Raw genomic sequence first — 19,353 nt, forward strand, 5'->3', positions numbered from 1 at the left:
TTTACATTTTGACATTAGTAAATTTGATAAAATAGTAAGTTATGGCTCAAATCAGTCAAATGCAATGTATAGCATAAGTGTTTTTGCAAAAAGACATAATTTAGATTTTATTTATGTATGCGATCATATTGGCAATAAGCTAAAAGAAAATCCCGTTGGAAACTTTAAATTTGCCATTGAAAATGGTATGAAATATTTTGTGGATAAAGATAGAGAAAATTTTGCAAAAAATTTAGTCGATACCAAAACACTTTTTATAAAAGAGGGCGTAGCTCAAAAAGAAGCCGAATTTGGTTTTGTAAAACAAGCCGAGTTTATAGATAATTTTTCTAAAAAACAAAACATTAAATTTGATATCTTTTTACCAAGTGGAACTGGTGCAAGTGCAGCGTATCTATCAAAAAATATAAAATTTAATGTTTTTACCACACCTTGCGTTGGCGATACAAATTATTTAAAAGAGCAAATTTATGAACTTGATCCAAACTCTAAGGTTCAAATTTTAAATCCTCCAAAAAAATATACTTTTGGAGATATCAAAAAAGAACTTTATGAAATTTGGAAAGAGTTGTTTGATGAAACAAAAATACAATTTGATTTGATTTATGATCCGGTTGGATTTTTAACTCTTTTTTCAAATTTAGATAAATTTAAAAATCCTATTCTTTATATACATCAAGGTGGAATTATAGGCAATATAAGCCAACTAGAGCGTTATAAATATAAAGGTATTTCAAATTTATAGTATAATTATTATAAAAAGGACTTATATGAAAATACTAAAATCAACAGATAAAAACTTTCAAAGTGAGTTTGACAAATTAGTTCATAGATCAGATAATGATATGAGCAGCGTTATACCAGTTGTTAAAGACATAATGGATAATATAAAAAAAAGAGGTGATGAGGCTTTAGTAGAGCAGATTGCTAAATTTGACAAATGGGATGCTACAAATGCTCTAAAAATTTCTAATGATGAAATGAAAAACGCATATAATTCTTTAGATGAGAATTTAAAAAAAGCATTAAAAATTGCATATGATAGAATAAAATCTTATCATGAAAAACAGATTGAAAAAACTTGGCTTAGTTTTGAAGAAAATGGCACAATTTTGGGTCAAAAAGTTACACCAGTTGATAGGGCTGGACTTTATATACCTGGTGGAAAAGCAGCATATCCTAGTTCGCTTTTAATGAATGCAATTCCTGCAATAGTTGCTGGAGTAAAAGAGATAACAATTTGCACTCCTGCTATAAATGGCAGTGTAAATAACTTGCTTTTAGCTACTATGTATCTACTTGGTATTAAAAATGCATATAAAGTTGGTGGTGCTTCAGCAATTGGAGCTATGGCATATGGAACACAAAGTATAAAAAAAGTAGATGTTATAACAGGTCCTGGAAATATATATGTAGCAACTGCTAAAAAACTTGTTTTTGGGGATGTAAATATTGATATGATAGCAGGACCAAGTGAGATAGGTGTTTTGGCTGATAATAGTGCAAATTATAAACATATAGCTGTTGATTTACTTTCTCAAGCAGAGCATGATGAGATAGCAAGTAGTTTTTTAATAACTGATGATGAGAAATTTGCAAATTTGATTAAAGATGAAATAAATGCTGTTTTACCGACATTGCAAAGAGAAAAAATTGCAAGAGCTAGCATAGAAAATAAAGCTGCTATGATTGTTGCAAAAGATATGCGTGAAGCTGTTTTTCTTATGAATGAATTAGCAGTTGAACACCTTGAGGTAGCAACTGATAATGCATTTGATTATTTACATAAGATAAAACACGCTGGAGCTATATTTTTAGGGCATAATACGCCTGAAGCAATGGGCGATTATTTAGCGGGACCAAATCATACTTTGCCAACTGGAGGGAGTGCTAGATTTTTTTCTCCACTTAGTGTCAATAATTTTGTTAAGAAAAGTTCAATTATATCAATTAGTAAAAATGGTATAGATGAATTAGGTGAAGCATGTATGTCTCTTGCAGAAGCTGAGGGGCTTGGTGCTCATAAAAAATCAGTAGAATTACGATTTAATAAACAATAAGTTTATTTAATTGTGTTATAATTATCAAAAATGCAAACAAAGGAGATGTTATGCAGATAAATAGTTTAAATACAAACTCAGCAAACGGAAATTACTATTTAAACCAAGCTCAAAACAATGCAAACAAGGCATTAGAAGCTGTAGTTGCTAATAGAGCTATTTCTAGCACAGATGGTGCTAGCATGAGCATAGCTGATTCACTTAGAACACAGAGTTCATCAATAGAGCAGGGCGTTGCGAATGCAAATGATGCGATAGGAATACTTCAAATTGCCGATGGTGCTTTAAGTAATATCACTAAAAGTGCCAATAGGATAAATGAGCTTTCAGTTTCTATGAATAGTGCTGCTTTAAATAGTGATCAAAAGAAAATGATTCAAAATGAAGCAAATGCTTTAGTTAATTCTATGAAAGATGCTGTTTCTAGTGCTAGTTTTAATGGTAAAAATGTTTTTAGTGGAAGCATGGAATTTGTTACTGGTAATGGAAATGCAAGTATATCTTTAAATGCACCAAGTTTTGGCACAATAGATCTAAATAATCAACAAAGTATTCAAGATTTTATTAGTAATATAAACTCTCTTAGAAGTGATATTGGTTCAGCGCAAAATGGTATAATGAGTGGTGTAAATGTTGCTATGAATACAAATGTGAATATTCAAGCAAGCGAGAGCAATCTTCAAAATAACGACATTGCTAACAATGTAAATGATTTCAATCAGGCTAATTTGCTTATAAACTCTAGAGCTTATGCTTCTGCATTTAACTTACAAAATGCACAAAATCAAATAGCAAATTTGCTTAGATAAATAATTATAAAGCCTAGCTTATAACAAGTTAGGTTTTTATTATCTTACGCAATTTCTTCCGCTATTTTTTGCTTTATACATTTTTATATCTGCTATTTTTATTAAATCTTGAAAAGATTTTGCGTTATCTTCACTACTAGCAACTCCTAAACTAGCACTACCTTGCCAATAAATTTTTTTTGAATTTCTTTTTCCAAGTATTATTTTTATACTATTTATAGCTTTAAGCAAGTGTTTTGCCAATTTTAATGCACCGCTTTTATTTGTATATGGACAAATTATCAAAAATTCATCTCCACCAATTCTGCAAATTATATCATCTGTTCTTATATTTTCTTTTAATACATTAGAAAGAGCTATTAATACATTATCTCCTACATTATGACCAAATTCGTCGTTTACACATTTAAAATTGTCGGCATCAAGTATAATAATGCTTAATACACCCCCCCCCTCAGATAGTTGTTCGTAAAATCTTTTTAATACTTCCATTCCAAAGCGTCTATTTTTTAACTCTGTAAGTTGGTCTGTTTGTGAAAGATACTCTAATTCGATATTTTTAGCCATAAGTTCTTTTGTTTTTTCTTTTACTTTTTTTTCAAGATTATTTTTAAGCTCCATAAGTTCTTGATTTCTATCTGTTAAAATACTAAAAAGAGTTGTTAGTGAGTGAACCAAGGGCTCAGTTTTATTATCTATATCTTTAGTAAGTTTTTCATAAGCCTCGTCTGGAGTTAAGCCATCTTTTATCATATGATATTGTGCTCCAAACATTTTATCTTGGCCAAGTATATGAAACGCAAGCCAATTAATCAAAAAATCCAATAGAGATTTTGCGTTCATAAGCATATTTTCTTCATTTATAGATGAAGCTAATTCCTTAACTGTATGTATAAATGTGTTATGATTTTTTTTATGATTTGAGAAAAAATCTTTATTGATTTTAACTTTCTTCATAAGCTTTTCTTCATCATTAAAATGGTAAACGGTGTAGTCTATAACCTCTTGTAAGAAAAAAATCATATCTTTAAAATCAAGTGTTGATAAATTTATCTGTTCTGCTATATTATTTATCAAATCAACTAGATGTTTATGTTGTTTATCTACTATATCAATACCGGTTTCAAAAGTTTCATTCCAAACAAACATTTTTATTTTAGGTTTATTGAGTAAGTCCACAATCTTTTTATCTACTGATGATATAGCCATAACTAAACTTTCTATATAAATTTCTGTTAATTCTATCATAAATTTGCAAATAAATTTGTTATATTTTAATTTTGTTTATAAATCTATATTTTTTGTTAATAAAATGTAGATTTTTGTATCAATTTTATTAACATATAAAAATTTTGTATTTTTCTTGACAAAATATCAATATTTGTATATAATACAATTTCGTTTTTTTAAAAAGTCTTGCTAGCTCAGTCGGTAGAGCATCTCACTTTTAATGAGGGGGCCGTTGGTTCGAATCCAACGCAGGACACCATTGTTATATAAAGTGCGTTACTTTGTGATTTGACCCTTTCGTCTAGTGGCTCAGGACATTACATCTCTTTGTAATAACGTAAGTTCAAATCTTGCAAGGGTCGCCATTTGGTCGCTTAGCTCAGTTGGTAGAGCGCCACCCTTACAAGGTGGATGTCATAAGTTCGAGTCTTATAGCGACCACCATGTCATTACTTGGTGCAGCGGTAGTTCAGCTGGTTAGAATGCCGCCCTGTCACGGCGGAGGTCGCGAGTTCGAGCCTCGTCCGCTGCGCCACTTCTTGTCTTGCTAGCTCAGTCGGTAGAGCATCTCACTTTTAATGAGGGGGCCGTTGGTTCGAATCCAACGCAGGACACCATTATTTTATATTAGTTTATAAATTACTTTTTTATGTCATTATAATAAATAAGAATATTTTTTCGATACATTGCAAATTAAGGATAAATAATGTTAAATTTATTATTTTTAATATTTTTGATAGTTATTTATGTTAGTTTTCATTATAAAATTTATAAAAGTTTTTTTAGTTCAGTATATATAAAAAATGATTTTTTGTGTTATTTGAATGATGTTTCAAATTTATATAGATATAAAAAGATATGTAGACAATGATATAAAATTCTTGTTATAGGAGGGCTATTTTTATCATTACTACAATTTGTCTATTTTTAGGATATTAAAATCATTATAAAATTTTATATTTTACTTATTAATTTTATAATTAATTAGATTTTTTAATATTGCTAACTTATTAAGGCTGTGATAATATATAGTTTATTGTTTTATAAAAGTTTTAGTAAAAAAGTTAAATAATCATATAAACTTTGATATAAACTTTTTTAAAATTTGTGACTTAATCTTAACAATTTTTATTTTCATTTTTTTTACTATATAAAAAGCTTAAATGTTAACTAATCCATTATTTGCATAATTTTTTAGAAGTATGAGAATTTTTGAATTTTGTTATTTTTTTTAGTTGATGATTTTTTGTTAAATTGGTGGAGATGTGCGGGATCGAACCGCAGTCCAAAAATAAACATCCACAGCATCTACATGTTTAGCAAAAGTGAAAATTTCATTTAAAAGAGCTCACTTTCCAAAGCTTTCTTTTAAACTAAGACAAAAAATTCGCACAAATGCTTGTCAGGCATTTGAACTACACTATTTAAAATTACTTGCTTTTGTGCCTAAATAGTATCAGTACAATGCAAGGCTCAACTGAACCTACGCAGCTTTAGCGTAAGCAGGAGCGAATTTAACGTTATTTGCGTTTAAATTTAATTTGGATTTTATACGCTATATCCAAAGCGACATGCAACTATGGGTAATCTACTCCTGTCGAAGCCAAATCATCCCCATAAAATTTCGCAAAATATACTATAAAAATATTTAAATGTCAAGTTTTGTAGGTATTGCTATTATTTTTGGATTTAATATGCTAAAATATTCTTTATCTTCATTTATATCATTTGAAAAAGAGGTGAATTGATCACTTACTAAAAGTAGCCAGTCTGTAAATTCTGTATTTGCTGGACCTTTTAGCATTCTTGCTTCTTCCATCACATCTTCACACATCATTGCTAGTTTTGATATAGTGTCTAATTTCATATAAGAAGCAGATGATTTAATGTTATGAAAAATTCTAAATAGCTCATTTATGCTATCTTTATATAAATCTTCTCTTTCTAATTTTATAATCAAAGGTTCCATAAGTTCACACATAAGACTATAGTGTGACAAAAAGTCTTCTACCAAATCACTAGGAAAATCTACCTCTATGGTTTTTAATATTCCCACTTTTACTCCTTGGATTCTTGATTAAGATTGAGTATAAAATTTTTTGATAAAATAAAATTTATATATTTTTTAAATTTTAATATATGTTTGTTAGTATAACACAAAATTATTATATTTTGAAATTTATTATAAAATTTGGGAGAAATATTTGAGTATACTCAATAAAATTTTTTATGAAATAAAAAATTTATTTACAATAAATAAAACAGATCGTCCTTGGCATATGCCTCTTAGTGCGGCTATATCAACATCTGGACCGATTTTTATTGGAGAAATTTTTGGATATATCCAACAAGCAACCGTTGCTTCTTTAGCTGGACTTGTTTTTTTATATACATTAAAAACTCCTATTTATCACAGAATGGTAGTGCTTATGGCTTGTAGTTTTGGTATGATTGTATCATTTGTATTTGGTAGTTTTTCGCATATAAAGCCATCTTTACTTCCTATTATTTTAGGAATTATTACAACAATAACAACTATGATAGTGAGATTTTATAAATTGCCAAATCCTGGAAATTTCTTTTTTATAATGATAGCTACTCTTGCAGCTTTTATGCCTTTTAAAACAGAAGCTTTGATACAAATTAGTGGTTATTTTATGCTTGGAACTATTTGGGCTTGTTTTGTTTCATTTTTATATGGATTAAGCACTGTTAAATTTATAAAACCAGACCCAATACCAAAAATAAAATATGATGGATTTGATAATGTTGTGCTAGATTCTGTCATAATTGGCGTGTTTGTATCATTTAGTGTATTCTTAGGAAATTTTATGGGTTTTGAAAAACCTTATTGGGTGCCTATTTCAACACTAGCCATACTTCAAGGAATGACATTAAAAAGCAAATGGACAAGACAGATACATAGAATTTTAGGTACTTGTATTGGTATATTTTTAACATATTTACTATTATCTATGTATTTAGATGGATATAAAATAGCAATTTTAATAGCAATTTTAACTTTTTTGATAGAGTTTAGTATTGTTAGAAATTATGGCATTGCTTCTATTTTTATAACGCCTCTTACGGTTTATATGTCTGAGATAAATGGCGTTTTAAGTGCCGATGCAACATACTTAATAGTAGCTAGGCTTGAAGATATAGTGTTTGGTAGCTTTATAGGTTTTATAGGTGGAATTTGTCTACATAGCATTAAATTTAGAAATATTATTCTTAGACATATAGTTTTGTTTTTTATAAAAAAATAAATAAGAGTTTAGTTATTTCAGTCTTATTGTAGTTATTTTTTGATAGAATCTTTTGAATATAATTCTTATGGAGAAAATGTGAAAAAACTTAGCACAACTGATATTATTTCTAAAAAAAACAGAGAAAAAATAGTTATGATAACAGCTTATGATGCTCTTTTTGCAAGATTATTTGATGAATTTGCCGATATGATTTTAATTGGTGATAGTTTAAATATGAGTTTTAAGGGTGAAAGAGATACCATAAGTGCAACTATTGAAGATATGATTTATCATACAAAAGCTGTAAAAAATGGTGCAAAAAATAGTTTTATAGTTACAGACATGCCATTTGGTAGCACAACAAATATAAAACATACAATAAAAAATGCTATTAAAATTTATAAAGAAACTTCTTGTGATGCAGTAAAAATAGAAGGTGGAAAAAATATAGCTCCACATATAAAAGCTCTTTGTAATGAGGGGATAAGCGTAGTAGGTCATATAGGTCTTATGCCCCAAAAAGTTAGGTTTGAGGGTGGATATAGGATAAAAGGCAGAGGTGAAGATGGGCTTAATAAATTGCTAGATGACGCTTTTGCTATATATGAAGCAGGTGCATTTTGTTTTGTTTTAGAGGGAACTTTAAGTAGCGTTGCAGCTGAAATTTCAAAACAAGTTCCAGTTCCTGTAATAGGCATAGGAAGCGGTTTGCATGTTGATGGACAGGTTTTAGTTTGGTCTGATATGCTTGGTTTATTTGAAGATTTTAGACCAAAATTTGTAAAGCAGTATTTAAATGGTGCCACTTTAGTTAAAGAAGCTGTTAAATCATACAAAGATGAAGTGAAAAATTCGCTTTTTCCAAGTGAAAATTTTGAATATAATAAATAAAGGAAGTATATGAAAATCAGTATTATCGTAAGTTTATTTTTAATGTTTGCAATTAATTTGATTGCTTTTGAAGGTTCAATAAATCAAAAAGAATTTGATAAAGCTTACGAATACTATAATAAGGGCAAATTTAAAGAAGCACATGATATTTGGAGTAATTTATGTGATAACAAAGATGCACAAAGTTGCACAAATTTAGGTTTTATTTTTGATAATGATGACTTGGGTTATAAAAAAGATGAGAAAAAGGCTATGAGTTTATATAAAAAAGCTTGTGATTTAAACGATACTTTAGGTTGTAAAAATTTAGCCATATCTCAATATAAAGGCGGTAAATCTAGCAAAGATGATTTAGCGCAAGCCTTAAAAAATTTTGAAAAAGCTTGCGAATTAAGAGATGGTTATTCTTGTACAAATGCTGGTTTTCAGTATGAAAATGCACAAGGAGCAACACAGAGTCTTAATAAAGCTTATGAATATTATGAAAAAGGCTGCAAGCTGTTAAATGCTATGGGATGTACAAATGTTGGGGGAATGTATGCAAATGGTTTTAGTGTTAAAAGAGATTTTACTAAAGCATTAGAGTATTTTAAGAAAGGATGTGAACTAGGAGATGATCTAGGTTGCAAATACGAAAAAGAACTTTCTGGGGATGATTTTTTAAAAAATCATATAAAAAAGTAGAATATATAAAATGGACAGAATAGTAGAGATAGAAAAAACAACATTTGAAAACGAATATGAGAGTTCGCTTCGTCCAACTTCTTTTGATAGTTATATAGGGCAAGAAAAAATAAAAGCAAATTTAAAAGTTTTTATAAAAGCGGCTCAAAAAAGAAATGAGTGTTTGGATCATGTGCTTTTTTATGGTCCTCCAGGTTTAGGTAAAACTACGCTTGCTTGTATAATAGCCAATGAGATGAACTCAAATATAAAAATGGTTTCTGCTCCTACTATAGAAAAAAGCGGGGATTTGGCTGCAATTCTTACAAATTTACAGCTAGGAGATGTGCTTTTTATTGATGAAATTCATAGGTTGTCTCCTGCTATAGAAGAAATTTTATATCCAGCAATGGAGGATTTTAGACTTGATATCATTATAGGTTCAGGTCCAGCTGCTCAAACCATAAAAATAGATATACCAAAATTTACTCTCATAGGGGCAACAACTCGTGCTGGAATGATATCTGCTCCTCTTAGAGATAGGTTTGGTATGGACTTTAGGTTGCAGTTTTATAAAGATAGTGAACTTTGCAAAATCATACAAAGTGCTTCTTTGAAATTAGATAAAATATGTGATGAAAAAGCTGCCCTTGAAATAGCAAAAAGATCTCGCGGTACACCTAGAATAGCCTTGAGATTGTTAAGGCGTATTAGGGATTTTGCTGAGGTTAATCACGAAGATGAAATAAATGAAAATAGAGCAAAAGGAGCCCTTAATGCCCTTGGTATAAACGATATTGGTTTTGATGAAAAAGATATTAAATATTTAAATGTCTTAGCCTCATCCAATAAACCAATAGGCCTTGGTACTATATCAGCGGCACTTAGTGAAGATGAAAGAACGGTTGAAGATGTTATAGAACCATATTTGTTAGCAAATGGATATATACAAAGAACCGCAAAAGGTAGGATAGCTAGTGCAAAAACTCTATCTTTTTTTGGTATAAAACATATAAAAGGTCTTTTTGATGAAAACGACAAATAATAAATTTTTTATAGCAATTATACTATTTGTATCTTGCTGTGTGTTGTATCTTTTTAAGTCATTTTTGCTCACTATAACTATAGGTGTTTTGATGGCTGTTTCTACTGCTAGTTTGGAACAAAAGATTATAAAAATAACAAACGGAAGAAAGATCATTTCTGCTATTCTTATAACAATATTATTGTGTGTATTTTTCTTAGTTCCACTCATTTATGCTGTTATTTCTTTAGCAAAACACGCTAGCGAGATAGATATGAATAATATTTCGATTATTATAGAAAATATTAAAAATTTTATTTCTAATTTACCAGATAGTTTTTCTTTTTTAGAGCCAAGAATAAAGGCATTTATTTCTAGTATAGATATAAAAGCACTAATTAGTAAATCTATAGATTATGTAGGCATCATAGGCAAATCTAGTGCAAATTTTGTTATAGATATGGGACTTATTGTTGTATTTTACTTTTTTGCAAATTTATATGGTCCTTTTTTGATTAAATTTATAAAAGATATAATGCCAATGGAAAAAAATGATTTAGATTTTATATTTTCAGAGCTTGCAAATACAATGAGCGTTGTTATATATTCAACTATCATAAATGTTGTTTTACAAGGCTCACTTTTTGCGATAATTTCTAGTATATATGGCTATAATCCACTACTTACTGGTGTTTTGTTTGCATTTGCTTCGCTCATACCAATAGTTGGTGGCGCACTTGTTTATGTCCCAATTACTATTTTTGAAATGACTCAAGGTAATTTGATTGGCGGTATTATTATATTAGTTTATAGTATTGTTGTGATATCAACAATAGCGGATAACTTTATAAAACCGCTAATAATAGCTTTTATAAACAAAAAAATGGTAGAAAAACCTGCAAATATAAATGAATTGCTGATATTTTTCTCTATGTTTGCAGGAATATCTACTTTTGGATTTTGGGGAATTATATTAGGACCTGCAATTGTTACTTTTTTTCTATCAACACTAAAACTATATATGATACTAAACGATAAAGAAGTTTGATATGGTGCGATCAGCGAGATTTGAACTCGCACACACGGAGTGCACTACCCCCTCAAGATAGCGTGTCTACCAATTCCACCATGATCGCACAAAATAATAGATTTTCCCGCAAATTTGCGGGAAAGTAAATACTAGCCTAATAATGGGTTAGCATAAAGGATTATAAGTGCAACAACCAAAGCATAAATAACTTGTGCTTCAATCATCGCAAGAGCAATAAACATAGTTGTTGTTAATTTACCGCCAATTCCTGGGTTTCTAGCTGTTCCAGAAATGGTAGCAGCAGCTGTATTTCCCATACCTATAGCGCCACCTAAAGCAGCGATACCTAAGCCTAAACCAGCAGCTAAAACAGAATATGATCTAATCATCTCACCATCAGCTGCGAATGCAAAACCAGTTAATGCAACAAGTAGAAAAACTATCTTTTTCATACTATACCTCCATAAAAAGCTAAAGTTAGTTCGGATCATTACCCCTACTTAAAACTTCGCAAGTTTTAATTTTATACAATATTTCCTTTTGTTTTGATTAATATTTATTTTGTATCAAATTTTAAACACAAAAATTTCTAAAATATTTTATAATTTTATTTATTGTAGCTATATAAATATAGTTTTTATAAAATGTATTTTAATAAGGAGATAAAATTTAAATAACTTATTAAAAAAGCTATAAAGTATTAAATATTGAACTAAAAAATGGAAAAATACTTTAAAAGAATTTTATTTTAAATGTTTTTATTCACAAAGATTTGGCTGTTTTTTACAAGCCAAATTATAAAAATATTCACTTTCTTTATTTAATTTTTCATTTTTCATAATTTTGCTAAACATTAAACAACTTGTAGCTGATATAAATTTTCCAATATTATCTGGGTTATTTGAATTACATGCTAAGTTATAATACTCTTTTGCAATATGAATATTTTTATAGCCATTTTTCTATCAAAATAAATTTCTCCTAGAACAGAACAACTCGTTATAGCTACTTTTCTGTAGTTAGTTACGCTAGAACATTTTAATTCTGCTAAATATTGAGCTTGTTTTATAAAACTTTCTTTATTGATAGGCTTTGATATTGTATGAAAATTTTCATTGCTTTATTTATATCATTTTTTAAATATTTTTTAGCAAGATTTATACAAGCGTAAAGTCCTGTTAATTTCTTTGTCATTTTTGCATTTAGTTTGAAGTTCTTTTATTTCAGATGAATGTAATGTAGAATTTATTGCAAATAATATTATTAATATCTTCTTTATTTTAGTTTCTAATATCCTTGCTCGTTTAGATTTTGATATTCATTGCAACATTCTTTTGCTTTGGTTGTTGAACAACAAATTCCAAAAAATTTTTTTGCAGCAGTTCTACTATCTTTACTTTCATTTCCCATAAGTATAAAACCAAGTGAACCACAAGAAAGACCGTCTTCTAAATCAATACAACCTTTTTTAGAATAATCAAATGCCTTTTTCATATCCATATTAGTTCCTAAACCATTAGAATACAAATAAGTTAAACTAGCACAACTTTCTGCACTATCCAAATCGCAACCTTTTGTAAAATATTTTAAAGCCGACTGATATTTTTTTACTTCTATAAAAAGAAAACCTAGTAAACTACAACTATCTCCATTGTTTAATTTTTCACAAGCTCTAATAAGATAATTATATCCTTTTTGTATATTTTGTTTTGTTCCTTTACCAGATATATAATATAAGCCAAGTTTTCTACAAGCCGTTTTATCATCCAAATCACAATCTTTTTTGGCATAATTAAAAGCATTTTTATACATATTAGCTGTCTCATACAATATACTCAAATTAGAACAACTTATTCCATTACCAGAATTGCAATTTTTGAGAGTTTTTTGAATACCGGCTTTAAAAGTTTCAGAATCTATATTGCTATTATTTATAAGATTGCATACAAAATCGTCAACTTTAAATTTGCAAATATCAATAATAGAATTATAAAGTTTTTCTTCGTTTGCTAAACAACTTATAAAAAATATACATAACATTAAAATAATTTTTTTCAATTTTTATCCTTTAAAATATTTTCAATTTTTTTTGTAATACAAGAACATTTAAAATACTCTATACTATCTTCAAATATGGCAATATCAATTCTATTTTCTACAAAATACTCATAATACAAATCAAATTGTGATTTATTATTTTTAATTAAATTTGGAGATTTATAGTTTTTCTTTAGATAATTTTTTAAAATTTCATTGCTTTTTTGACCATCGAAATTTATAAAAACATCAAAAATATCTAATCTTCTTTCATTATTTTCAAACTTACCTTTTTCTATATCGCTTAGTATAGTAAATTCTTTGCATATTATAAAAGATTTGATGAGATTAATTAAAATTTTATTTTTATCATAAAATTTTTGATTTTTCATAAACTTGGCAAAATCATTTAGTGCCTCAAATATATAAAAAATCGTGCGTAAATTTTTAAGTTCTATTTTCTCAAATTCTGATAATACAGTCTCTTTATTAAAATATTTATCTATGGAAATTTCTTTTTTATCAATTTCAAATAGATCTTTAATGCTTGGATTAAAATCTAAATTTAAATCAATACATTTTTCAGAAAATACATTAAATATCTTATCATCAAGTTTATCAATATTAAAAATCAAAACTACATGGCAATTTTTTTGTTCTTTTAAATTTGATATAAGCCCTAAGAAATCATTAATTTGTAAGTTATTATTTTTTCTTTCTAAATCATCAAAACAAATTACAATATCTTTAAAATCATCATTTTTGATTAAATCAAAAATAGAAACTAAATTAATATTTATATTTAAATAATTAAGAATGTTGCTAGTGATTTTGCATAATGTTTTTAATACCGCTTTTATTTTTTCTTTTTCTTTATAAATCTCAAGAGTTATATTTTCCAAAATATCCCTATAACTTTCTTTTCCAAAAAGTGAAATATGGATAAATTTTTTATCTATATTGGAATTTTTAGTAAAGTTGTTCAAAAAATATGTTTTTCCACTTCACCAAGCACCACTTATTGCTATTATTTTAGCTTTTTTCTTTTGTAGATTATTGGTTAAAATTTTTTTAATATCTTCCATTTAAAATTCTTGCTCGTCTCGCATAAAATTGTAAAAACATTATATTAGGATTTATACTTATAGAAATCTTACCTATAGAGATGAATAATGTTAAATTTGCCACAGATAACAACAGAAAAAGAAAATGAAGAATTTTTTAAAAATATAGCAAATAATGTAAAGAAGAAAAGAATTGAAAAAGGTTTTAGCCAACTTGAAACTGCCTTAAGTATAGGTCAAGCATCAAGTGGCTTTTATGCAAATATGGAAAATAACGCGCACTCAAAAAATTTAATCTCCTTCATCTTTTAAAACTTTCAAAGCTTTTTGAGTGTGATATAAGAGAATTTTTTGAATGAATTTTTACTTTATCTCAGCTTCTTCTTTTAATGCTTGTGCGTAAATTTCTCTTAATTTTATAGTATATTTACCTATTTTTCCATCATTTATAAGCTTATCATCAGCTTTTATAACAGGTAATAATATAATCGTAGCAGCACTTATAAACACCTCATCTGCTTCGTATACTTCTTGCATAGTGAAATTTCTTTCTTCTACGCTAAGTCCTATATTTTTTGCTATGTTGATTATTTTGGCTCTTCTTATACCAGGCAAAATTTCATTTGAAAGTGCTTTTGTTATAAGGATATCATTTTTTATGATAAAAGCACTTGAACTAGAGCATTCTGTAACATGTCCGTTTTCAGTCATAAAGCATTCATAAACTCCAGCTTTATGTGCAAGTTCTTTTGCTATACACTGACCAAGTAGCGATATTGATTTGATATTTCTTTTTTTCCATCTTATATCAGGAACACTTATCGTTTCTATGCCAGTTTTAGTTAATTCATTTTCTAAAACATTTGTTTTAAAGACATAAGCCATTACTGTTGGTTTTAAATTTTTAACAAAATAAAATTCTCTTTGTGCTACGCCTCTTGTGATTTGTATGTAAATTCCACCTTCTTGTAGATTATTTTTTTCTATAAGTTGTTTTAATACGTTATCTTCAAATTCAACTTTTGTATAAGGCAGTTTTAATTCTATTGATTTCATAGAATTTTCAAATCTTTCCCAAAATGCTTCCCTATCTACTAGTTTAGAATTTATTATTGGAACTACTTCATAAATTCCATCGCCAAATATAAAACCTCTATCAAAAATGCTAACTTTAGCTTCATTTTTATCCATAAATTTGCCATTTAAAAAAACTATATTTTCACTAAACATTAATTATCCTTTTTTGTTTTTTTATCATTGTATCAAATTTTAAACTATTTGTTACAATTTTTTTGTTATAGTTTTAGCGTAGTATCAAAATCTAATAAGGCTTATAAAAAATGTTTAGCAAAATCAAAACTTTTATATTAAAAAATGTTTTTTTAGTGTCTAAAAAACCAGTTCTTTTTTTGGATCTTTTAGAAGCAAATTCTCTATACAACGAAAATATGCTTATAGATCCATCAAAACTAAATTTTAGATTTAAATATACATCATTGTATGGTTTATTTGCACTTTTTACTATATTTGTGTTACTTTTTGTTACTTTATTAATGCATAGATTTTTTACTACTTTAAATTTTCATTTACTTATAGTAATTGTAGTTGTTAGCACGATTGGTATGGTTTTTTGTTTTGATGTGTTTAAAATTTGGGCTAGAAAAAATATAAGTTTGGTTCTTATCAAAAAAGCCTGGGAAAATCATTTTCCATTTTTTCCATATGAAAAATATTCTAAAAAAGTAGAAGAAATTTATAATAACGCACTAAAAGAAGAAATTCAAAGAAGAGATATGCAACAATATGTTATGAGTAAGATTTCCAAATCTTGATTTTATGGTATTGAGAGTGGGGTTAATATTTGATTTTTAAATTTAATTGCTTGTAGGGTTGAGTTAAGTTCTCTATTTTCTTCTTTTAAAACCTCTATTTTACTGTTTATCTCAGAAATATCTCTGCTTATATAATAAACTTTATTTGTTATGCCTATTTTCATTAAAAATATCAATAATAAAACAAACATTCCAAGAACAACTATAACAAGATCTTTAAAATTTATGCCATTTTCTTGTAAATTTGATATCCTATTTTCTTCTAATAGAGTTTGTTTATCTTGGATATTGTCATTTTTGTTGTTCATTTTTTCCTCTGTTTATATAAAACACTCTTAATTTTGCACTAGAACTACGAGAATTTTCTTTTAACTCATTTTGCGATGCTACTATAGGTTTTTTGTTTAGTAAGTATCCAATGTTGTGATTATTCCCACATTCGCATTTTAAAGCAAATTCTGGACAAATACAACTTTTTGACCATTGTTTAAATTTGTTTTTAACTATCCTATCTTCTAGTGAGTGAAATGTTATTATAGCCAAAAAACACTCATTTATGTTACTTTTTTCAATGTTATTTAGTAAATTTTCTAGTTCATCAAGTTCTTTATTTACCTCTATTCTTATGGCTTGAAAAACCAAAATAGCGGTGTCTATATTTCTACCTTTTATCTTAAATTTATTTACTAAATTTGTTAAATGTTTTGGTGATGTTATATTTGAAATTTTTCTTTGATTAATTATAGCTTGAGCAATTTTTCTTGCGTTATTAAGTTCTCCAAATTTATATAAAATATCACTTAAATTTTCAAAAGAATATGAATTTATAACATCATAAGCACTTATACTTAAATCACTATCCATTCTCATATCTAAAACATCGCTATTTAATCCAAAGCCTCTTGAATTTTTATCAAGTTGCAATGATGAAACACCAATATCTGCCAAAATTCCTTTAATATTATGTATATCGTCTTGCTTAACATAATTTAGTATATTTGAGTATGTATCTTTATGTATATCAACTCTATGTTTGTATGGCTTAAGTCTATTTAGTGAGAAATTTATAGCCTCTATGTCTCTATCGCAAGTAATAATCTTTATATCTTTGCAAGTTTTAAGTAAAGCCTCGCTGTGTCCACCATATCCAAGTGTGCAGTCTAAAATAATGCCATTTTTAATGTTAGAAAAAAAAGATAAAATCTCATCTTTTAAAACAGGAATATGAGGAATTTTCAAATTAAAACCTAAATAAGTAAAATAAATGTAGTATAATATCAAATTAAAGTTAAATAAGGTTAAAAATGTGTTTTGATTACTATTTAGAAGAGATTCAAAAAATGTCGCTTTCCATGTTTCGAAAAGGTTTTTTAGGAATTTTTCATGGTTCAATTTCTGCAAGGTTAGAACAAGATAAATTTATAATCAATAAAAAAAATGCAGTTTTTGATAGTTTACAAAAAGATGATTTGATTATTTTGACATCGCAAAAAGACTATAGATGGAATGAAGCAAGTATCGATAGTTATACTCACTATAATATATATAAAAACATTTATGAGGCAAAATATGTTTGTTATGCAATGCCGCCAAATGTCATAGCTTATAGTTTAAATAATAGTGCTATAGTCCCAAAAGATTACTATGGTGCTATAAATTTTAATAACATTGAAATTTATGATCCAAAGCAGTTTGATGATTGGTATGAAAGAGCTAGTATTGAAATTTATAGATATATGATAGAAAAAAATACAAATATTATAGTTATAAAAGGTTATGGAATATTTTGTTATGGTAGGACTATATATGAGCTTGCAAAAAATATAGCAGTACTTGAAAATAGTTGTAAGTTATTAAATTTAAGTAAAATTTAACTAACTTTCTTGTTAGTAAAAAAGTTTAAATATTTTAAAATATAATGCCGAATTTAAGCTTTTTTAAACACTAAATTATATAAAATATTAAATTGATTATTTGTATTTGTTAGTAAAGGGAAAAATTTATTATGATAACATGGATGCAAAAAAATAAGAAATATCTTGTTGTTACTATATGGATAAGCACTATAGCTTTTGTTGGTGCTGGTTTTGTTGGTTGGGGTGCTTATGATTTTAATTCAGATAGATCAAAATCTGTTGCAAAAGTAGGTCATAGAACTGTTAGTATAGAAGAATTTCAACAAAGGTATTCTAATTTTTATAATTACTATAATAATATGTTTGATGGTAAATTTACAAAAGAACAAGCAGAGCAGATGGGACTTGACAATCTTGCTTTGCAAAATTTAATACAAGAGAATTTGTTGTTAAATTATGCCGATGATATAGGTATAAGAGTTAGCGAAAATGATATAGCTGATAGTATAATGAAAGATGTAAATTTCCAAAAAAATGGTGTTTTTGATAGGTCTCTTTACGAGGATATACTTAGAACAAATGGTATTAAACCGGCAAAATTTGAAGAGAGTTTAAAAAAGACAATATTATTGCAAAAACTATTTAATGCTTTGAACATCCCAGCATCAAAAGATGATATTGAAATGCTAGCTTCTTCTTTTTTTATGCAAGATAGGATTGCTATAGATGTCGTAACGCCAGATAAAAATGTTAGTATAAATGAAGAAGAACTTAAAAAAACTTGGGAAGAGAATAAAAATAAATTTCAAACAGAGAAAAGTTATGAGCTTAAAGCTCTTTATATTCCTAGTGTAAATGTTGATTTAAATGAAACTGAACTACTTGCATTTTATGATGAAAATAGAGGAAACTATAGAGACATTAATGATAAAATATTAGAGTATAAAGAGGTTAAAGATAGCGTAAAACAAGATTATAATATGAAAGAAACTAGAAAAATAGCTCTAGAAAAATATGTTGAGTTTAAAAAAGATACAAATATTGCTAATCAAAACTTACTCGTAAAAGAAAGTAATGCAACTTTTCCTATTGTAGAGCTAGAAAATGCAAAAGCTAATGATATATTAAAGCCATTTGAATATGATAATGGTTATTTGATAGCTAAAGTTGAAAAAGTAAATTTACCAGAGCCTAAAACTTATGAAGATGCAAGAAATGATGCTATGGATATATACATGGCAAAAATAACAAAGAAAAATTTAGAAGATAAAGCAAAAAAATCTTTGGAGAATTTTTCTGGAAAAGATATTGGTTTTATAAGTAGAGATACTAAAAAAAGTTTTGATAATATTACTGAGAGTGAGTTTCAAATTTTTGTTTCACAGTTATTTGAACAAACTAACAAAAAAGGTTATATTCTTTTAGATAAAAAAGCTATAATATACGAAATTTTGGAACAAAATTTGCTTGACAATAACAAGTTAGTTGAATATAAAGATATGCTAACACAAAGTTCAAATAGCTTAATAAATGATGAGTTAAATTCAGATCTTATAAGCTCGTTGTTAAAAAGTTATAAAATTGAACAATATTATAAAAGGTAGTA

19 protein-coding genes, 6 tRNA genes, 1 other RNA gene and 1 pseudogene are annotated in these 19,353 nt (G+C 27.4%); 17 read left to right on the forward strand and 10 right to left on the reverse strand.

Going from position 1 to position 19,353, the window contains the following annotated elements:
• Positions 1 to 64 precede the first annotated feature (64 nt).
• The 3 genes from CSPB_RS03445 to CSPB_RS03455 are packed head-to-tail and all read left to right on the forward strand — an operon-like array spanning position 65 to position 2,869.
• A complete protein-coding gene (locus CSPB_RS03445; protein WP_227484147.1) occupies positions 65 to 745 on the forward strand; it encodes a 1-aminocyclopropane-1-carboxylate deaminase in 681 nt (226 codons plus the stop codon).
• Between the two features lie 25 nt (positions 746 to 770).
• Positions 771 to 2,060: a histidinol dehydrogenase gene (hisD, locus tag CSPB_RS03450; RefSeq protein ID WP_089193158.1), complete on the forward strand. Its 1,290-nt coding sequence runs from the start codon at positions 771 to 773 to the stop codon at positions 2,058 to 2,060.
• A 50-nt stretch (positions 2,061 to 2,110) separates the two neighbouring features.
• A complete protein-coding gene (locus CSPB_RS03455; RefSeq protein WP_089193159.1) occupies positions 2,111 to 2,869 on the forward strand; it encodes a flagellin in 759 nt (252 codons plus the stop codon).
• Positions 2,870 to 2,908: 39 nt separating this feature from the next.
• Here CSPB_RS03455 and CSPB_RS03460 read toward each other — a convergent pair whose 3' ends face one another.
• On the reverse strand, positions 2,909 to 4,117 hold the full coding sequence (locus tag CSPB_RS03460; RefSeq protein ID WP_089193160.1) for a GGDEF domain-containing protein: 1,209 nt from the start codon (positions 4,115 to 4,117) through the stop codon (positions 2,909 to 2,911).
• 165 nt (positions 4,118 to 4,282) lie between these two features.
• Between CSPB_RS03460 and CSPB_RS03465 the strand changes: the two genes are divergently transcribed.
• From CSPB_RS03465 to CSPB_RS03480, 5 genes are all read left to right on the forward strand, one after another.
• Positions 4,283 to 4,358: transfer RNA gene (locus tag CSPB_RS03465), tRNA-Lys, on the forward strand.
• 31 nt (positions 4,359 to 4,389) lie between these two features.
• Positions 4,390 to 4,464: transfer RNA gene (locus CSPB_RS08525), tRNA-OTHER, on the forward strand.
• Between the two features lie 3 nt (positions 4,465 to 4,467).
• Positions 4,468 to 4,543 (forward strand) — tRNA-Val (locus CSPB_RS03470).
• 14 nt (positions 4,544 to 4,557) lie between these two features.
• A tRNA-Asp gene (locus CSPB_RS03475) sits at positions 4,558 to 4,634 on the forward strand.
• 6 nt (positions 4,635 to 4,640) lie between these two features.
• Positions 4,641 to 4,716 (forward strand) — tRNA-Lys (locus tag CSPB_RS03480).
• Positions 4,717 to 5,354: 638 nt separating this feature from the next.
• Here the strand turns inward: CSPB_RS03480 and ssrA are convergent.
• Positions 5,355 to 5,715: a transfer-messenger RNA gene (gene ssrA, locus CSPB_RS03485) on the reverse strand.
• A gap of 32 nt (positions 5,716 to 5,747) precedes the next feature.
• Positions 5,748 to 6,155, reverse strand: a complete 408-nt coding sequence (locus tag CSPB_RS03490) for an Hpt domain-containing protein (protein WP_089189263.1) — start codon at positions 6,153 to 6,155, stop codon at positions 5,748 to 5,750.
• Between the two features lie 148 nt (positions 6,156 to 6,303).
• Between CSPB_RS03490 and CSPB_RS03495 the strand changes: the two genes are divergently transcribed.
• From CSPB_RS03495 to CSPB_RS03515, 5 genes are all read left to right on the forward strand, one after another.
• Complete coding sequence (locus CSPB_RS03495; protein WP_089193161.1) at positions 6,304 to 7,368, forward strand: FUSC family protein; 1,065 nt, start codon at positions 6,304 to 6,306, stop codon at positions 7,366 to 7,368.
• Positions 7,369 to 7,446: 78 nt separating this feature from the next.
• Positions 7,447 to 8,241, forward strand: coding sequence for a 3-methyl-2-oxobutanoate hydroxymethyltransferase (panB, locus tag CSPB_RS03500; protein WP_089193162.1), 795 nt, complete (start codon positions 7,447 to 7,449; stop codon positions 8,239 to 8,241).
• A 9-nt stretch (positions 8,242 to 8,250) separates the two neighbouring features.
• Entirely contained in the window at positions 8,251 to 8,925 is a 675-nt protein-coding gene (locus CSPB_RS03505; protein WP_089193163.1) for a tetratricopeptide repeat protein, read from the forward strand.
• A gap of 10 nt (positions 8,926 to 8,935) precedes the next feature.
• Positions 8,936 to 9,949, forward strand: a complete 1,014-nt coding sequence (ruvB, locus tag CSPB_RS03510) for a Holliday junction branch migration DNA helicase RuvB (RefSeq protein WP_033915789.1) — start codon at positions 8,936 to 8,938, stop codon at positions 9,947 to 9,949.
• The gene (locus CSPB_RS03515; protein WP_089193164.1) at positions 9,933 to 10,976 is read left to right on the forward strand and encodes an AI-2E family transporter; all 1,044 of its coding nucleotides are present in this window, start codon (positions 9,933 to 9,935) and stop codon (positions 10,974 to 10,976) included. Before ruvB ends, CSPB_RS03515 begins: the two co-directional genes overlap by 17 nt.
• A 2-nt stretch (positions 10,977 to 10,978) precedes the next feature.
• Here CSPB_RS03515 and CSPB_RS03520 read toward each other — a convergent pair.
• The 4 genes from CSPB_RS03520 to CSPB_RS03535 form a co-directional block, all read right to left on the reverse strand.
• A tRNA-Leu gene (locus CSPB_RS03520) sits at positions 10,979 to 11,064 on the reverse strand.
• Positions 11,065 to 11,107: 43 nt separating this feature from the next.
• Positions 11,108 to 11,410, reverse strand: a complete 303-nt coding sequence (locus CSPB_RS03525) for a F0F1 ATP synthase subunit C (RefSeq protein ID WP_033915787.1) — start codon at positions 11,408 to 11,410, stop codon at positions 11,108 to 11,110.
• Positions 11,411 to 12,245: 835 nt separating this feature from the next.
• The gene (locus tag CSPB_RS03530; RefSeq protein ID WP_089193165.1) at positions 12,246 to 13,016 is read right to left on the reverse strand and encodes a tetratricopeptide repeat protein; all 771 of its coding nucleotides are present in this window, start codon (positions 13,014 to 13,016) and stop codon (positions 12,246 to 12,248) included.
• Positions 13,013 to 13,897, reverse strand: a complete 885-nt coding sequence (locus tag CSPB_RS03535; protein WP_151899138.1) for a hypothetical protein — start codon at positions 13,895 to 13,897, stop codon at positions 13,013 to 13,015. The genes CSPB_RS03530 and CSPB_RS03535 overlap by 4 nt, the downstream gene beginning before the upstream one ends.
• Before the next feature lie 270 nt (positions 13,898 to 14,167).
• Here CSPB_RS03535 and CSPB_RS03540 point away from each other — a divergent pair.
• Positions 14,168 to 14,418, forward strand: a pseudogene (locus CSPB_RS03540) (XRE family transcriptional regulator).
• A gap of 4 nt (positions 14,419 to 14,422) precedes the next feature.
• Here the strand turns inward: CSPB_RS03540 and CSPB_RS03545 are convergent.
• Positions 14,423 to 15,289, reverse strand: a complete 867-nt coding sequence (locus CSPB_RS03545; protein ID WP_089193167.1) for a D-amino acid aminotransferase — start codon at positions 15,287 to 15,289, stop codon at positions 14,423 to 14,425.
• 110 nt (positions 15,290 to 15,399) lie between these two features.
• Here CSPB_RS03545 and CSPB_RS03550 point away from each other — a divergent pair, with 110 nt between their 5' ends.
• On the forward strand, positions 15,400 to 15,891 hold the full coding sequence (locus tag CSPB_RS03550) for a hypothetical protein (RefSeq protein WP_033915782.1): 492 nt from the start codon (positions 15,400 to 15,402) through the stop codon (positions 15,889 to 15,891).
• 2 nt (positions 15,892 to 15,893) lie between these two features.
• Here CSPB_RS03550 and CSPB_RS03555 read toward each other — a convergent pair whose 3' ends face one another.
• Both CSPB_RS03555 and rsmH read right to left on the reverse strand, forming a co-directional pair.
• The gene (locus CSPB_RS03555; protein WP_089193168.1) at positions 15,894 to 16,199 is read right to left on the reverse strand and encodes a hypothetical protein; all 306 of its coding nucleotides are present in this window, start codon (positions 16,197 to 16,199) and stop codon (positions 15,894 to 15,896) included.
• Positions 16,183 to 17,130, reverse strand: a complete 948-nt coding sequence (gene rsmH, locus CSPB_RS03560) for a 16S rRNA (cytosine(1402)-N(4))-methyltransferase RsmH (RefSeq protein WP_089193169.1) — start codon at positions 17,128 to 17,130, stop codon at positions 16,183 to 16,185. Before rsmH ends, CSPB_RS03555 begins: the two co-directional genes overlap by 17 nt.
• Positions 17,131 to 17,195: 65 nt before the next feature.
• On the opposite strand from rsmH, the gene CSPB_RS03565 reads away from it, so the two are divergent.
• Both CSPB_RS03565 and CSPB_RS03570 read left to right on the forward strand, forming a co-directional pair.
• A complete protein-coding gene (locus CSPB_RS03565) occupies positions 17,196 to 17,765 on the forward strand; it encodes a class II aldolase and adducin N-terminal domain-containing protein (protein ID WP_089193170.1) in 570 nt (189 codons plus the stop codon).
• Positions 17,766 to 17,896: 131 nt separating this feature from the next.
• Positions 17,897 to 19,351: a peptidylprolyl isomerase gene (locus tag CSPB_RS03570; protein ID WP_089193171.1), complete on the forward strand. Its 1,455-nt coding sequence runs from the start codon at positions 17,897 to 17,899 to the stop codon at positions 19,349 to 19,351.
• Positions 19,352 to 19,353: the final 2 nt, after the last annotated feature.

It is taken from the genome of Campylobacter sputorum, from assembly GCF_002220775.1.
In the GTDB taxonomy this organism is placed as follows: domain Bacteria; phylum Campylobacterota; class Campylobacteria; order Campylobacterales; family Campylobacteraceae; genus Campylobacter_F; species Campylobacter_F bovis.

Excerpts from the sequence above, each read along its gene's own strand:
- CSPB_RS03460 (WP_089193160.1), bottom strand. The coding sequence starts at position 4,117 with ATGATAGAATTAACAGAAATTTATATAGAAAGTTTAGTTATGGCTATA.
- CSPB_RS03525 (WP_033915787.1), bottom strand. The coding sequence starts at position 11,410 with ATGAAAAAGATAGTTTTTCTACTTGTTGCATTAACTGGTTTTGCATTC.
- CSPB_RS03550 (WP_033915782.1), top strand. The coding sequence starts at position 15,400 with ATGTTTAGCAAAATCAAAACTTTTATATTAAAAAATGTTTTTTTAGTG.
- CSPB_RS03555 (WP_089193168.1), bottom strand. The coding sequence starts at position 16,199 with ATGAACAACAAAAATGACAATATCCAAGATAAACAAACTCTATTAGAA.
- hisD (WP_089193158.1), top strand. The coding sequence starts at position 771 with ATGAAAATACTAAAATCAACAGATAAAAACTTTCAAAGTGAGTTTGAC.
- CSPB_RS03570 (WP_089193171.1), top strand. The coding sequence starts at position 17,897 with ATGATAACATGGATGCAAAAAAATAAGAAATATCTTGTTGTTACTATA.
- CSPB_RS03515 (WP_089193164.1), top strand. The coding sequence starts at position 9,933 with ATGAAAACGACAAATAATAAATTTTTTATAGCAATTATACTATTTGTA.
- CSPB_RS03445 (WP_227484147.1), top strand. The coding sequence starts at position 65 with ATGTATAGCATAAGTGTTTTTGCAAAAAGACATAATTTAGATTTTATT.
- CSPB_RS03505 (WP_089193163.1), top strand. The coding sequence starts at position 8,251 with ATGAAAATCAGTATTATCGTAAGTTTATTTTTAATGTTTGCAATTAAT.
- ruvB (WP_033915789.1), top strand. The coding sequence starts at position 8,936 with ATGGACAGAATAGTAGAGATAGAAAAAACAACATTTGAAAACGAATAT.
- CSPB_RS03545 (WP_089193167.1), bottom strand. The coding sequence starts at position 15,289 with ATGTTTAGTGAAAATATAGTTTTTTTAAATGGCAAATTTATGGATAAA.
- CSPB_RS03455 (WP_089193159.1), top strand. The coding sequence starts at position 2,111 with ATGCAGATAAATAGTTTAAATACAAACTCAGCAAACGGAAATTACTAT.
- CSPB_RS03565 (WP_089193170.1), top strand. The coding sequence starts at position 17,196 with ATGTGTTTTGATTACTATTTAGAAGAGATTCAAAAAATGTCGCTTTCC.